This window comes from Helicobacter fennelliae (assembly GCF_900451005.1).
GTDB classification, from domain to species: domain Bacteria; phylum Campylobacterota; class Campylobacteria; order Campylobacterales; family Helicobacteraceae; genus Helicobacter_B; species Helicobacter_B fennelliae.
This window is the reverse complement of sequence record NZ_UGIB01000001.1, coordinates 1,307,709-1,323,195: the sequence shown is the minus strand read 5'-3', so window position 1 is coordinate 1,323,195 and position 15,487 is coordinate 1,307,709. Positions and strand designations below refer to the sequence as shown.

The window sequence follows — 15,487 nt, the reverse complement described above, 5'->3', positions numbered from 1 at the left end:
AACACGCTCCTTTATTTCTTTTCAAAGAGAGGCATTATACAACGCTTTATTAAAAAACAGATTCTAACTCGCCACGAATACATAAATTTTGTGTAAATATTTAGTGAGATTTTGCACCAAAAACATCAAAACAAGAAGCCCAAGCGCGCACCTTAAGATCCAAATCCAAAATCTCGCTATATGCCTGTAATGCTGATAGTTCTAATGATTCTTTAAAATGTTCCAAACTCGCACAAACAATATCTTTGATATGCCCAAACACAATCTCATCTTTTAAAAATCTCTGAATCGCTACTTCGTTAGCAGCATTAATAATCACGCCAGATTTTGGATTTTGCAATATATAGCTTTTGAGCTCCCAAAGCGGATAACGCGCAGAATCTATAAACTCAAATCGCAAAGATTGAATCTTCTCCAAACACAAAGAATCTACAATCTGAGAATGCATAGCTTTCTTTGGATCTATCGCGTATGCTATGGGCAGACACATATCAGGTGTAGCAAAATGAGCGATCGTGCTTCCATCAAGGAATTCTATAAGGGCGTGAATGCTTGAAGTGCGCTCGATAAAAGCCTCTATATGCGTAAAATCAAAAAGCCAAAATGCCTCAAGCACTTCAAAGATTTTATTCATCATTGTTGCAGAATCTATTGTAATTTTTTTACCCATTTTCCAATTTGGGTGTGCGAGTGCTGTTTGTTTGGTTTGGCTAAAAATAGATTCTAGTGGAAAATCCCTAAAAGCCCCTCCGCTTGCTGTGATAATGAGCTTTTTTATCGCTCTATCATTACGCAAATACCACAACCCAAAATGCTCGCTATCAATAGGAATGATTGCTGATGTATCCAAAAGCCAACCACCAGAAACTAAAGATTCTTTATTTGCTAAAGCTAGCTTTTTGCCACATTTTTGTGTAGTAATGCTTGGCAAAAGCCCCATAAACCCAACCAACGCATTGATAACAAGCTCGCTTTGAGAATCTATAATCAACTCAATAATGCCCTCTTCTCCGCAATACACCTTTGCGCCAAGAGGCTGAAGTGTTGCATAATCAGATTTATCGGCTATACATACTCTTTTAGGGCGAAACTGCGCGATTTGCTGATTGAGTAAATCGATATTCTTGCCAGCGACCAAAGCCTCGACATTTTTGCGAAATCTCTTAGCGATTTTAAGGCTTGATTGCCCTATTGAGCCTGTGCTTCCAAGAATAATCATTCTGTATCATCACTTCATAGAATCTATTATTGTATAAAGTTTGGAATAAGGCTTGGATCGATTGTGTTTTGCCACACATCAAAGCGCAAAAAGTGCATAGCAATCGCTCCAAACAAAAGCGCATCAAGCCGATCAAGCACCCCACCATGTCCAGGAAAAATACTTCCGCTATCTTTCAGTCCAGCTTTGCGCTTCAAATAGCTTTCATACAAATCCCCAAAAATGCCCGAAACACCAACAATAATGCAAAACACAATCGAGATGAAAAAATTGACATTTAATGCCCAAATACCCACAACGCTACCGATAATAACAGCCAAAGCAAGCCCTATGATAGCACCTTCTATGGTTTTGTTTGGTGAGGTTGGACTAAGTTTGTTTTTGCCAAAGGCTTTGCCTCCAAAATACGCCCCACTATCGCAGCACACAATAACCAAAATAAGCCACCATATCCCATCAACCTTAAAATCAAGATACACACTATAAAGTGCCAAAAATGGAATCGTAGGATACAAAAACGGAAGCAAAAGGCGCGAGTTTAGATTCTGCTTATAAGCGACATATCCTGCCAACGCCATACACGCAACTATACCAACTTCAATGGGTCGGCTATGAAGCAGTGCAAGAATCCAAATCACCAATGCCACAGCATAAAATTTATAATTTTCATCGATATGATAAAGCTTTAGGCTTTCTTTCAGTCCAATCAGAAATAAAATCCCCAAAACAAGCCATACAAGGATTGTATTATTTATCCAAAGCAAAGCCACAAGGGCACAAATTAAAACCAAAGCAGTAATATAGCGATTTTTATCTTTCATAAAATTTTCTTTTAGGTTTTTCATCGAAGTTCCTTGATTTAAGTTGCTTGCACAAAATGTTGTATTATACTATATAAATTTTATTTAAGATTTTATATTTTGTACAGCAAATCAATAAATCAATAAACAAAATCAACATCAAGGAATATAATGCCTGCAATATCCACACCACACACATCGCTTGCAACGCCTACATTTAAATTACAATCTCCAAAATACTATCAGCGATACATACAAAAAAGCATTGCGTTTTTGCGCGATGAGCTCAAATCCAAAAAAGCCCAGAATCTTATTGTAGGTTTAAGTGGTGGGATTGATTCAGCAGTTGTCGCCATACTCTGCCAAAAAGCATTTCCAAACAATCTCATAACCATAAATTTGCCTTCATCAACTTCTTCTCCTCACTCACTCAAAGACGCTAAAATTCTAGCTTCTAGCTTTAATTTTGCTTTGAAGCAGATTCCAATCGCACAATATGACACACTCTTTCGCGAGCAAAATCCAGAATCTAGCCCATTGCAAATTGGCAATTTTTGCGCAAGAATCAGAATGGCATTGCTCTATAATATGTCAAGTCGATACAATGGCATTGTAGTTGGCACAAGCAATAAATCAGAATTAATGCTAGGATATGGCACGATTTTTGGGGATCTTGCCTGCGCGATAAATCCTATTGGCACATTATATAAAACAGAAATATTTCACATCGCCAAACTCTTACAGATTCCAGAATCTATCATCAGCAAACCCCCAAGCGCGGATCTTTACGAAAACCAAAGTGATGAGCAAGAGCTTGGATTCAGCTATGCGCACATTGATGCACTGCTATATAAAATCTACAAAAAATATGGCAACTCAAGCAAATCTCTTCGCAAAATCCACAAAAAGCCATTCATCAAAAAAGGCTTTGATCCAAATTTAGTCGAAATGGTTGTAACGCGAATCAAACAGAATCTATTTAAGCGAGAATTGCCTCGCATTTTTGCAATGCGCGATATGTGATGCAATATAATAAAAATGTAATAAATATAAACACGCGCGATATGCAAATGCAATACAAAACAACTCAAAAAACGCAAAAAAGAGCATAAATGGATTTTTGGTATAGGTATTTTTATAAGCCAAATGTATGGCAAAAAGCACTAAGTGTGTGTTTGTTGCCATTTAGCGTGTGCTATTGTCTGATAGCGACTTTGAAGCGGAGATTGGCAAAGAAGCAAGATTTTGGGATTCCTATTATTTCTGTTGGCAATCTCATCGCAGGCGGAAGTGGCAAAACGCCGTTTTTAATCCATATAGCGAATTTTCTTTCAGAATGCCAATATGGCGAAATATGCGTCATCTCAAGAGGCTACAAAAGAAAAAGCACAGGGCTTGTATGGGTAAGCAAAAATGGAGACATACTCTGTGATGTCAAAAAAAGTGGCGATGAGCCATATTTGATCGCAAAAAGTTGTAAAGACATAAGTGTGCTTGTCTGCAAAAATCGAGAGTTTGCAATCAAAGAGGCGATAAAATCCGGAGCACAAATCATACTTTTAGATGATGGTTTAAGGTTTGGATTTGCAAAGCTAGATTTTATCTTGCGCCCTAAAGAAAAGCCATATTTTGATTTTTGTTTGCCTAGTGGTATATATCGCGAGAATCCAGCACTCTACCACACTTTCCAAGCAAATCCGCTCGCAAAGATTCTACAAGAAGAGCGGGATTTTTTTAGAATCGTTACAATCACAAACCAAACACCAAAAATGCTCCTCCTTACTGCCATTGCCAACCCCCAAAGACTCAAGCAATTTCTGCCACCACACATCACACATCACATCACAAAAGAAATTTGTTTAAAAGACCATAGCGATTTTAATAAACAGCACATTAACTCTCTGCTTACAAGCACCAAAGCCACTTCCATACTGACTACACAAAAAGATGAAGTCAAGCTTGAACATTTTGGCTTTAAGCTTAGTATTATGAATCTTGAATTATACATAAATGTTCGCATACGAGAGTATATCAAGCTTTATGTGCTTAAATTTATCAAGCCTGCGACAATGCAGATGCTTCATCACAAAGGCGGTGCGATTTTTGTCGGTGCAAGTCCTGCGCATAATGTGATTGATTTGTTTTTGAGTTTGTATCCGCAAGCAAGCAAGTTAGAGATTTTGGAGGTTTTGGAATACCTTATTTTGCAGAATCTAAAAAGCTTTTGGCTTAAAAGTAGCGAGCTTTGCTTTCCATACAAAAATGACTTAGAGCTTGCATTTTCTTATGATGCGGAGATGATTGAAATGTTTGGGTCGCTATTTTTGAGCGGATATATTGATATTTGCTTTTGTGATACCAATCTCACAAAAGATTCTACACAATCACAACCAAGCCTGCCAACGCTTTTAAGCTTGCCATTGCAACAACAAGTGTGGATTTATTTTCGCGATCATTTTTTTTATCATCAAATCTTTATGCAAAAATCACGCATTATGGGGGATTTAGATTCTCGCGCGCTAGAATCTAGTGTGCCAAAATCTAAGATAAATTCCAAGATAGAATCTAAAATAGAATCTCACGCGATAGATTTTGACAACCCAAAAACATGGAATCTAGATTCTATTTTTATGAGGCTTACTTCAAAGGGTGAGGAGTATTTTTATAAGACTTTAGCCCCAAACTTCTACCAAAAATACAAATCTGCTACACTCACTTTTGCACCATAGTTTTTATGGTTTTGCCTTATTTTTGTTTGTTTTTCGCACTAGATTCTGCGCTCTTGCGATCAAGCTTAACACGTTTAAAGCCTAATCACTTAAAGCTTACAAGCCAATGTGAATAGATTTTGATTTGATGATGTTGAGATATTCTTTGTAGATACTTTTATAATTTGGTAGCAATGTGTTATTGAGCTTAGAAAAAGGATAAACCACAAAATTTTTCATATTTTCATCATAATATGTATAAATCAAATCAGCTCTTGGCTTATGAAGTTTGATGCTCCATGTTTTTTCTCAACTTTTACAGAAGCAAGTATTCCTATGCGTTTGTTTGTGCCTTTTTGCCCTGATATAAAATTTCCTAACGAATACACTACAAGGGTATGATCTATCCACTCAATAGGCTGAATGACATGTGGGTGATTGCCGATGATAAGATCCACACCCAAAGAAGCGAGCATTTTGGCGATATTTTTTGTTCCTCACTTGGCGCGAACTCATACTCAATCCCCCAATGCATAGAAACGATAAGCAAATCCACTTTTGGGCGGATAGATTCTATATCTGATTGAAGCATTTGCTTTGTATAGACATTGACGAGATATTCCTTGCCAAGTGGAAGCATAATGCCATTTATGCCATAAGTATAAGCAAGCATCGCATAAGTTATGCCATTTTTTTCAAAAATCTTTGGTGTATTGCGATCTTCAAAGCTCTGATAACTTCCTGCAATATAGAGCTCTAGATATTTTGTCTGCTGCTTATGCCAATACTCAAGCATTGATACAACCCCTCTCTCGCCTTTATTAAGCGTGTGATTATTGGCAGAGATGAGATTAAATCCTAGCTTTAGCATCGTATCTCCAAATTCTTGAGGTGAATTAAACATAGGATATGAGCTTAACCCAAGCTCTTTGCCCACCAAAATCGTCTCTTGATTATAAAACGTTAAATCATAGTGTTTGATGATGGGCGCGATACAAACAAACATTTTGTCAAAATCATATCTTATAGATAGATCAGATTCTATCGTGCTAAAATCTGATATGTGAGAATCCATTATATGAGAATCTGGCGCAAAAGTTTTTGATGTCTTAGATTCTGGTATTTTAGATTCTGATGTCTTTTTGGCAGAATCTAATTTAGAATCTATCTTGGAATCTAGCACACTAGAATCTAGCTGTGAGGTTGTGGGTGCGATTTGGGCGTCTTTATACACGTTTGTATGAAGCAGGGCATCTCCTGCCATAATGATAGAGAGCGTTTGAGGCTTTTGGTGGCTAGAATGAGTTTGGATAGGTTTTGTGGATTTAGTTTTTAAATTAGTTTTGGTGACATTAGCAGATGTATTCTCTTGCAAATTATCTCCATACAAACTAACCATAAGCAATACAAACACAAAAATAATATTTTCATCTCCACTCCTCACTTCTTTGCATTTAAAAATGATAGATTCTATTAAAAATTTTCTAAAAAACAAAATAATGGTATTGTTTTTGCTGGCATAGTATGAAACTTCAAATAAGGATATTGGAATGCTAAGGAAGCTTATCTTCGTTTTTGTAAGCGTAGCATTAATGCTGTATGGAGCAAATCAGCCAACAAAGCTCAATGACGCGCCTGCAAACTCATTTGCAGATGCATTCAAAAGAGGCTTAGTGTATGGGCATGCTGGACTTTTGTTTCAACAATCAATCAAAGATTCTCCAACATATGGTGATATTAATCTAAGCCTAGGCTATGAATCAAGGCGATATATGGGCTATAAATTTGGAGCTGAAGCATGGCTTATCCCAAAGCTCTATGAGGGCAATAAGGGTGATTTTACCAGAGGACAAATGTATTTTGATATGCCACAGCTTTATGCAGATTATTACAACCAATACGAAAAATTTGGAGGCACAGTCGGAAGATATAGAATCAATGAAGAATGGATGACAAACTACTCTGAGGGCTTAAGCGCAAACTATGATCGATTTAATAATATCAGATTGTCTTTTGCATGGGCGTTACGCAACGCGTATATCACAAATTATTTTAGTCGAAATTTTGAAGTCTTTGGAAGCTATATCAACGCAAAATGGACAGGAGGAGCGTTTAATTTCAAAGCCGAAATCACTATACCTCAAGCACCTCTTGTCATCACGCCTTATGTGTATCTTGTTCCGGATTTTTTCATCGCACCCGGCTTGAAGGGCGATCTTAGTATTCCAATCAATAACAAAATCTCCTTGCACGCCCTTATCCACCTTATGTCCTATGTCGAGCTTAATGAGCAAAGAAAAGCTCTCAATAATAATGGTGGTGGAATCATATGGCTTGAAGGTAGTGCGGACTTGGCGGGTTTTCGGTTTGGTGGCGGGATCGTAAATGTGCCTGCAGGTGGTGCGACTTATATCGATGCATTTGGTCAGCATACGCCCTTTGAGCGAAGTGATGGGATTTTTTATTATAACTCCACAACGCCATACGCGTTTGTGTCAGCTAACTTTTGGAATTATGTTACCGCGTATGGGGCGTTTCGTATAAGTTTTATCAATGGACGAAATGTCTTAAATTGGGAAGGCAAGGTAGATATTATGCCTATTCCAAATATTAGAATGGGGCTTGCTGCCATTGGTATGGATAACAAAGCTGACGCCCCAAGCCGATTTGGCGGCAAAGATTATATGATTTTTAGGGGCTATGTGGAGTATAGTTTCTAATCATTAAGACTTGTCAAAATCTAGATTTTTTACGCTCGCTTGTGTTTGCATAGAATCTACTAGAATCTGTCGCCCTTGTCCCTTGTCGTCATTGCAAAGCCTCTTAGGACTGTGGCAATCTTTTTTTGACTAGATTGCTTCGTCCTATCGTCCTCGCAATGACAAGGCGGATTTGTCATTGCGAGACTTTGCAAAAAGTCGTGGCAATCCATAGAACCTACTTTTAGAATCTAGATTCCATACAAAATCACCATAAAACAAATCTACTTCAAATACCCAAGCCTATATAACTCATTTGTAATCGCTACCATTATAGGACCGCCATTTCCGCCACTTTGCCCATGCTCGATGAGAATTGTAACCGCGTATTTGGGCTTATCAGCAGGCACAAACCCAGTAAACCAAGCATGAGATCGATAAAAATAAGCCATTTCACTTTCTTTAAGTCGCTTTTTTGTCTCTTGCGGAATCGACACAACTTGCGCTGTCCCTGTTTTGCAAGCAATTTTTACTTTTGCGCTATACACTCTTCTTGTCCCTGTGCCACCTGTCGCATTACAAGCCTCAATCATACCTTTTTGGAGCACCCAAAGTTTTGATTTTTGAAAGTCATTAAGCACATCTTCTGGCTCAAAAAACACTTCTTCGTCATTTTGCTTTTTGAGAAAATGCGGTGTCGGAAGCTTGCCTGAAGCCAAAAGCCCCGTATAACGAACGATTTGCATAGGAGTTGCAAGAAATGATCCCTGCCCTATTGAAGTCTGCACGGTATCGCCTGCAAACCATAATTGCCCATAACGTCTTGCTTTCCAATTTGGAGTAGGCAAAATCCCTGCGGATTCTCGCGGAAAATCAATGCCTGTTTTTTGCCCAAATCCCATTTGCGCAAGCACTTTTGCCATATTGTCAATCCCAACAACTTGTGAGAGTTTGTAAAAATACACATCTACGGATTCTCTAATCGCCTTAAACATATCTGTTTGCCCGTGTCCCCCGACTTTCCAATCCCGAAAATACCAATCCCCTATCTTTACAGATTCTGGCGTGTCTATTTTGGTGTATTCATTGATGTCGCCATACTCAAGGATTGACATCGCCACGCCCATTTTTATAACAGATCCGGGTGGATATTGCCCATTGACAAAGCGATTGATAAGTGGGGTAAAGGTATTATCTGTGAGCGCATTCCACTTCGCTACGCTAATCCCCCCAACAAAATCATTGAGATTGTATTCTGGATAGCTGCCTGCTGCGAGAATCTCGCCATTATGGACATCCATCACAACAACAGCTCCATTTTTATCGACGTATTCTCTATCGATAGCCTGCTGCAATCGAGAATCTATTGTTAGCATAATGTCGTTTTGGACTTGTGGTTTAAACTCCTCGCCTTGAGAGACTTTTTGATTGTAGGCATTAACGATACTATTTCGAAAGCCTAATTGCCCTTGTAAAATCGTATTATATTGCTTCTCGATTCCTTCTTTGCCGATGATTGTTGTGTATTTACTCACAGGATCATAAAAAACATCATTTTTATCTGCTGCGCCGACATAGCCGATGATATGCGAAGCAAGCTCGTTATTTGGGTAGAATCTCTTAAATGTTGGCTTGATAAAAATATCATCTTGCTGGGTTAGCAAAGTGTATTGATTCTGTATTTCATCAGAATCTACATAATCAACAACCTTGATTATATCGTGATTATAAGCGGAGTTTTGCTTTTTGTAAGTTTCAATGATTTTTTGTTTGTCTTGGTTATTGATATGCTCTACAATAATCTGCGCTACATTTTCAAGCTTTTCATCACTTAGCAATGGAGATAAATAAATACTAAAAAATATCTGATTTACCGCAAGTAGTGTATTTTGTCTATCAAAAATATGTCCTCTTGCTGGCACCAAAACTTCTTGTTTGAATGAATTGCGCTCTGCGACTTTTTCGTAATGATCATGCCATTTTATCGTGATAACAAAGAGCTTAAAAAGGAGCAAAACCCACACAATGACAAAAATACAAATTACGATTTTGTATTGGATAGTGAAATTTTTCATCACAATGCCTTTGGTCTGCTTTGGAATTTTTCATACAAAAGCCCCAAAATCGACTCAACAATCCAATAATACACAAAAATAAAATTCAGACTAAAGCCCAAACCTGAGCCAAACATTTTGATGATATAAATCACCAAAAAATACGCAAAATAGACAATGCCAACATACCAAAACACAAAAAACACACTATAACCAAACATAATATTGAATTTTTTGATTACAAAGCACTGCACACACAAAAACATAATAGGCAAAATCCCTAGCGGAAGCTGATTTATCGCTTCAAAAAGAATAAGACAAAGCACAACACCAATGACTGCATTTGTATCGCGCTTCTCATAAACATCTGAAAATACAACAAAAAGCGTGCCAAGCAATGGTGGCAACACTAAAAAAACTCCATAACATGCCGCATACAAAAAATACAACAAACAAAACACAAAGATTTGTAAGATTTCTCTTGAGGTTTTTTTGGTTTTTTTCGAAAAATACACAATCTCTCCTATGATAATACTAAGATAATGATAAAGATGAGCACAAAAGATTTTGTAACTCTTCTTGCGCGCTATTTTTTTGACTTTTAATTTGTGGCTTATTTTGGGGTAAATCTTGGTGCAAATCTTGCAATTTTTTTTGTGAATCATTTTGCAAATGACTTTGTTGGAGATTATTTTGTGAAAGGTTTTGCAAAGGGCTTTGTGTATGCAAAATAGCTTGAAAAATGTGCGCTCGCAATGTGTTTTTGCCTCCATTTTGGGGGCGGATTTCTCCTTCTTTATTTCCCATAATCACGCCGTTTTTTTGATAAAGTTTGGCAAGTTCGTTTTTTTTGAGTTTGTCAGCCTTGGTAAAAACGCGCAAAATATTTTGATCATTACGCAAAAATGACTCAAGCACATTGTAGAGATTCTCATCTATCTCTAAGCCCAAATGCCTTGAATCAATCAAATGAATAAAAAGCTTAATATTGCTTCGCTTGGTGATAAATTCCCACAAGCTTTTTTTCCATTGCTCCATTTCTGCTTTGCTGACTTTGGCATATCCGATCCCGGGCAAATCGATGATATTAAAAGTTAGATTCTGGTTGGTTTGCATATCTTCCCAACAAGTTTCAAAAAAATTAATAAGCCTTGTTTTGCCCGGTGTCGATGAGCTTTTGGCGAGATTAGAATCTAAAATCGTATTAATCAATGTGCTTTTGCCAACATTGCTCCTCCCCATAAACACAACCTCGCTCAAAATCGGTGGCGGTGCTTGCGTGATGCGACTTGCTGATGTGATAAATTTGGCATTTTTGACTTTGATCATTGCGCCTCTTTGTCTGTGCTAGAAGTATCTTTTGTGTCGGTGCTTTTTGTGGCATTATCTGTCAAATCATCTGACTTATCTTTTTGGACATCATTAAGGTCGATAATCACGCGCACAGGCTCATCTTTGGCACTCTCGACATTTGCAAAGCCATTTTGGCGATTAAGCACTACGCGCTCACCTTTGATGAAATTTGGCTTGCCAACTTCTTGGACTTCTACCCTGCCGATGAGGTGGTATTCTTCTTTTTCGATCCAATAAATCAATTTATCACATTTGCCTTTGAGCTCGCGATTATCCTGCGTAAATAAGTCAAATCTGACATTTTCGATTGCCTCAAATTTAAATGGTTTGCGGTTAGAATCTGAATAAATTATCACTTTGTCTGCATCAAGAATATCTTTGTCTTTGGTGATATGCACTTCTCCCTCCGCAGTGATTGTGCCTTTTTTTTCATCTGTATATACTTTTTTGGCATCGATATGAAGCTCATCACCAAAAGCCACAGAGCAAAAAAATGCCACACTCACACCAAATCTCATCATTTTTGCAAAAATTCTCATCATATCTCCTGTGTTTGCTTCTGTTGTGTTGTTTGTTTATCTTGTGCGCTTTTTTGTTCTCGCCCAGAATCTTGATGTGTAAAGTCTTGATGTGTAGAATCTTGTTTTGCAGAAGCAAGATTAATTTTAGCTTGGATACTCTCTGCTTGCATGGTTTGTAGATTCTGATTATAGATGATATTTAGCCCATTCATTTCGCCACTTAGATTCATAAGCCAAAACTTCCCGCTACCTCTAAAGATAGAATCTTGTGTATTGTATATGCCTTTTTCACTCCAAAAGCTCTGTCCATCATCTCGCGCATATACGCCACCTTTGTGGAAGCTATACACATCGCCGACTTTTGTAATCTCCTCGCCATACATATATTCGATAAAAGGTTGTTTTTTGTCATTTGTTTTTTTGTCGCTTATCTTGCTCATCACCATATCATACGCCACTTCATATTCTTGATAGCGCAAGGCTTTTTTGCCCTTGACATTTGTCTGCACAAATGATGTATTCACCTCATAAATATTAAAGTTGTGAAACTCCATAAGTGGCATTTGAGATTGCTGCAATAAAATAGCTTGCGTGTCTTTTGTGAAAGCGACCAAAAAAAGCACAATCAGCACCAAAAGCACCCCAAAAAACCAATGCAACGCATAGCTAAGCGAGCAAATTGACAAAAAAGGTGAAAAAAATGTGTAGATTCTAGTGTGCTTCATAAAACGACAAAAATTCCTTGAGATCATCTTGGCTTTTGTTGATGATAAAATCTATCATCTCTCGCACCGCACCATCACCACCAGCGTGATTCAGCACAAAATCCGCTTTTTGCTTGAGATAGGCATTTGCACTACTTGGCGCAAATCTAAGCCCTGCTTCTTTAAACATTCCCAAATCATTCAAATCATCACCGATACATGCGACCTCTTCTTTTTTGAGTCCTAAGCCAGAGATGATATTGCGAGCGATATTTGACTTATCACCAACACCCATAAAAACGCGCGTTATCCCCAAATCTTTTGCGCGCATTTGGACGCTTTTAGATTCTCGTCCTGAAATGATTGCAATTTCTCTACCCATTTTAAGCCAAGTTACAATCCCAAGCCCATCTTGAATATTAAAACTTTTGCCCTCATACGCCCTTCCCTCTGACTCAAGAAAAATGATTTTGCCATCTGTAAGCGTCCCATCAACATCTAAAAGTAAAAGCTTTATCATAAACAACCCTTTGTGCTTGGAATCAAAACGCGTGGATTTTTTGTCAATGCCCTTCGCAATGCAAGTCCAAAGGCTTTGAATGCTGCTTCTGTGAGATGATGTAGATTTTTGCCTCGTTTGGCATAAACATGCACGCTCAAATTCGCATTAAAGCACACCGCTCGAAACCACTCCTCCACAAGCTCCACATCAAAATTACCTATTTTCCCTCCAAAATCCCCCATATCAAACACCAAAAACGCTCGATTACTCACATCAATATCGCATTCCACGCACGCCTCGTCCATGACAACTGCGCCATTGCCAAATCGCTCAATCCCCTCAATAGGATAAATACTTTGCTTCAGTAGTGAGCCTATCACAATCCCACAATCCTCCACGCTATGATGATAATCCACTTCCAAATCGCCATTGCATACAAGATGAAGATCAAAAAGCGCGTGCTTACTAAAAGCCTCAAGCATATGGGTAAAAAACCCTATGCCCGTTGTGATGTCATTTTTGCCACTGCCATAAATTTCTAAGCTCGCAGTGATTTGCGTTTCTTTTGTATTTCGTTGCAATTCTTTCATATTTAGTATCCTTTATTCTCTGATTATAATTGGAGTGAGGGCATTTGATTTCGCAAAGTCTTGCGCTTCATCTTCACTTTTGAATCCTTGCACAAATACCCTATACAAGCCATCTTCTTCTTTAATAAAAATATTATACCCTTTAGCACGCGATTGGTATGTTTGTTTTGTAGATTCTGCACCACTTTTTTGTCGGAATACCCCAACTTGAAGCGAAAATACACCGCCTTGAACGCTCTCTTTGCTCTCGCCAACCTCAAACTCATCTTGGATTTCTTCTGAAGAGATTTGCAGTGAGTTTTGATAGTTTTTATCGACAACGCCACCAAAGCCGATTACCTCGATTCTTACCTTTGCAGTGCCATTTCCGACCATATCAATATCTTTTGCAGCGACATTTGAGAGATCAATAATGCGCCCCTCGACAAATGGACCCCTATCATTGATACGCACGATAGTGGTTTTGCCATTTTCTTTATTAAGCACTTTGACAATCGTATTCATAGGAAGTGTTTTGCTTGCGGCAGTGTGAGCGTGCATATTGTAAGTTTCGCCATTTGAAGTAGCTTTGGAGTGAAAGTTTGGACCATACCAGCTTGCGATCCCATCAAATGTTTCGCCGACATTTACCCTCGTAGGATAATACCACTTGCCAGCGATTTGATAAGGCTTCATAGTCGCTCGCTGTATCGCTTCAGAATCCCTCATTCCCGCCATCAAAGATGCACTTCCACCACTAAAAGAATCAATAGGCGCATTGCTCGCACCAAAATTTTTGCCTATATTGTCAAATATATCGCGACTCTCAAACACATCTCCGCTAAAAGATTGAGGCTGATAGCCTTGAGCTTTGCCAACAGAGCGATACAAATTGAGCGAATCATAATCACTAAACGCCCCAATACCGCCACGATACACGCTTTCATTCGCACAGCTTGCAAAAACAATCCCCAAAATACATACAGAAAAAAGTTTTAAATATCTCATCGCTATGCCTTACACCTTTTTATTTTGCGCCTTTTTGTATTTTTTATATTTGTTTTGTTGTTTGTCCTTATTTTGCCCTCATTTTGTATTTCGTGCCTTTAGATTCTGTTTTATGTTTTAGATTCTGTGTCTTTGACTTTGCCCTTTGATTCTACTTTTAAGATTGTTGCTTTTAGATTCTACGCTCATTTGGATTCTCTAACATTTAACTTACATTGCCTCATATTGCCCCACATCATTTCTGTGCTAATTTTTGCGAATCTTTTCGGATAATTGGAATGACTAATTTTTGATTTGCAAAAATAAGCGGTTTATGGAGGCTATTAGTGAGCTTTATCTCTTGAATGGTGATTTTATAATGCTTGGCGATAGAGGCTAGAGATTCTCCTTTTTTGACAGTGTGAAGCACAAAAACAGACTTTGGAATCACATTTGCATCAAAGTTTTGCTTAAAATACGCAAGCCTTTCATAAGGAATATACACCGCGTATTCGCGAGCATTTGGCGGAAGAAAATTATAAATGATATGGCGATTGTATTTTTTGAGATCTTCTAGGCTCATTCCAGCCCCCACAGCGATATTTGCCAGAAGCGTTCCGCCACGGATAGGCACTTCGACAAGCGTATCCATAGCCCCGCGATTTAGCAGATATTCTCTATCTACACCCTGAAGCTTACGCACATCATTAAACGCCAATGACATACTCAAAATTGAGCGGATATATTGGCGTGTCTCAGAAGGCAAATATTTTTTCTCCTCATCAAGCAAGACTTCAAGATCGCTACTTCCAGCCTTTGCTATGGCTTTTTGCAATCGCCCCAAGCCGCAATTATACGCCATAGCAGCAAGATACCATTCGCCTGTGGAGTTATAGAGATATTGTAGATATTTTATCGCTGCTTGCGTGCTTCTGATGGGATCTCTGCGCTCATCGATATAATCATTAATCTGCAAGCCCAAATCCTTAGCAGTAAATGGCATCAACTGCCAAATACCCACAGCTTTTTTCTTGCTATATGCGCGAGCGGAGAATCCAGATTCTACCATTGCCAAAAATAAAAATTCTTGCGGGATTCCAGCTTGAGCGATCATTGATCTGATGATAGGGATAAATTCATAACTTGAGTCAAATTGATTGACAAAATACGCCCACCTTGTGTTTGTATTATCAGCATACAAAATCGTGCTTGTCTTAAGCTTTGGCAAAAACTCCACACCAATGCCAAAAGAATGCAGTGTTGAGACATTAAAATTATCGATATTAAATCCGCCAGAATCTGCCCGAGCAGTGCTTAAAAATATAAGGCTTGTCAAAAGAAATATTTTTTGTTTCAAATATGCCCCCTTGA

15 protein-coding genes and 1 pseudogene are annotated in these 15,487 nt (G+C 38.3%); 3 read left to right on the top strand and 13 right to left on the bottom strand.

What is annotated here, in order from left to right:
• Positions 1-100: 100 nt before the first annotated feature.
• Both dxr and DY109_RS06575 read right to left on the bottom strand, forming a co-directional pair.
• Positions 101-1,219 (bottom strand): 1-deoxy-D-xylulose-5-phosphate reductoisomerase, encoded by a 1,119-nt coding sequence (gene dxr, locus DY109_RS06580; protein WP_023948953.1) that lies wholly within the window; start codon positions 1,217-1,219, stop codon positions 101-103.
• A 26-nt stretch (positions 1,220-1,245) separates the two neighbouring features.
• Entirely contained in the window at positions 1,246-2,064 is an 819-nt protein-coding gene (locus tag DY109_RS06575; protein ID WP_023948952.1) for a phosphatidate cytidylyltransferase, read from the bottom strand.
• A 126-nt stretch (positions 2,065-2,190) separates the two neighbouring features.
• On the opposite strand from DY109_RS06575, the gene DY109_RS06570 reads away from it, so the two are divergent.
• Both DY109_RS06570 and DY109_RS06565 read left to right on the top strand, forming a co-directional pair.
• Complete coding sequence (locus tag DY109_RS06570) at positions 2,191-3,042, top strand: NAD+ synthase (protein ID WP_023948951.1); 852 nt, start codon at positions 2,191-2,193, stop codon at positions 3,040-3,042.
• Positions 3,043-3,131: 89 nt separating this feature from the next.
• Complete coding sequence (locus tag DY109_RS06565; protein WP_023948949.1) at positions 3,132-4,748, top strand: tetraacyldisaccharide 4'-kinase; 1,617 nt, start codon at positions 3,132-3,134, stop codon at positions 4,746-4,748.
• 242 nt (positions 4,749-4,990) lie between these two features.
• Here DY109_RS06565 and DY109_RS06560 read toward each other — a convergent pair.
• Positions 4,991-5,991: pseudogene (locus tag DY109_RS06560) on the bottom strand (CapA family protein).
• 286 nt (positions 5,992-6,277) lie between these two features.
• Between DY109_RS06560 and DY109_RS06555 the strand changes: the two are divergent.
• Complete coding sequence (locus tag DY109_RS06555) at positions 6,278-7,447, top strand: outer membrane family protein (protein WP_112058549.1); 1,170 nt, start codon at positions 6,278-6,280, stop codon at positions 7,445-7,447.
• Positions 7,448-7,506: 59 nt separating this feature from the next.
• Here DY109_RS06555 and DY109_RS11500 read toward each other — a convergent pair whose 3' ends face one another.
• The 10 genes from DY109_RS11500 to DY109_RS06510 form a co-directional block, all read right to left on the bottom strand.
• Positions 7,507-7,659, bottom strand: a complete 153-nt coding sequence (locus DY109_RS11500) for a hypothetical protein (protein ID WP_158413026.1) — start codon at positions 7,657-7,659, stop codon at positions 7,507-7,509.
• Positions 7,660-7,710: 51 nt separating this feature from the next.
• Entirely contained in the window at positions 7,711-9,501 is a 1,791-nt protein-coding gene (gene mrdA / locus DY109_RS06550) for a penicillin-binding protein 2 (protein ID WP_023948937.1), read from the bottom strand.
• Positions 9,501-9,995, bottom strand: a complete 495-nt coding sequence (locus DY109_RS06545) for a hypothetical protein (RefSeq protein WP_023948935.1) — start codon at positions 9,993-9,995, stop codon at positions 9,501-9,503. The genes mrdA and DY109_RS06545 overlap by 1 nt, the downstream gene beginning before the upstream one ends.
• A 19-nt stretch (positions 9,996-10,014) precedes the next feature.
• The gene (yihA, locus tag DY109_RS06540; RefSeq protein WP_023948933.1) at positions 10,015-10,809 is read right to left on the bottom strand and encodes a ribosome biogenesis GTP-binding protein YihA/YsxC; all 795 of its coding nucleotides are present in this window, start codon (positions 10,807-10,809) and stop codon (positions 10,015-10,017) included.
• Positions 10,806-11,372: a lipopolysaccharide transport periplasmic protein LptA gene (gene lptA, locus DY109_RS06535; RefSeq protein ID WP_023948931.1), complete on the bottom strand. Its 567-nt coding sequence runs from the start codon at positions 11,370-11,372 to the stop codon at positions 10,806-10,808. Before lptA ends, yihA begins: the two co-directional genes overlap by 4 nt.
• Positions 11,372-12,079 (bottom strand): hypothetical protein, encoded by a 708-nt coding sequence (locus DY109_RS06530; RefSeq protein WP_023948929.1) that lies wholly within the window; start codon positions 12,077-12,079, stop codon positions 11,372-11,374. The genes lptA and DY109_RS06530 overlap by 1 nt, the downstream gene beginning before the upstream one ends.
• A complete protein-coding gene (locus DY109_RS06525) occupies positions 12,066-12,578 on the bottom strand; it encodes a KdsC family phosphatase (RefSeq protein WP_023948927.1) in 513 nt (170 codons plus the stop codon). Before DY109_RS06525 ends, DY109_RS06530 begins: the two co-directional genes overlap by 14 nt.
• A complete protein-coding gene (gene hisB / locus DY109_RS06520; RefSeq protein ID WP_023948925.1) occupies positions 12,575-13,150 on the bottom strand; it encodes an imidazoleglycerol-phosphate dehydratase HisB in 576 nt (191 codons plus the stop codon). Before hisB ends, DY109_RS06525 begins: the two co-directional genes overlap by 4 nt.
• Before the next feature lie 12 nt (positions 13,151-13,162).
• Positions 13,163-14,137, bottom strand: coding sequence for a septal ring lytic transglycosylase RlpA family protein (locus DY109_RS06515; protein WP_034550041.1), 975 nt, complete (start codon positions 14,135-14,137; stop codon positions 13,163-13,165).
• Between the two features lie 235 nt (positions 14,138-14,372).
• Positions 14,373-15,473, bottom strand: coding sequence for a lytic transglycosylase domain-containing protein (locus DY109_RS06510; RefSeq protein WP_023948920.1), 1,101 nt, complete (start codon positions 15,471-15,473; stop codon positions 14,373-14,375).
• Positions 15,474-15,487 lie beyond the last annotated feature (14 nt).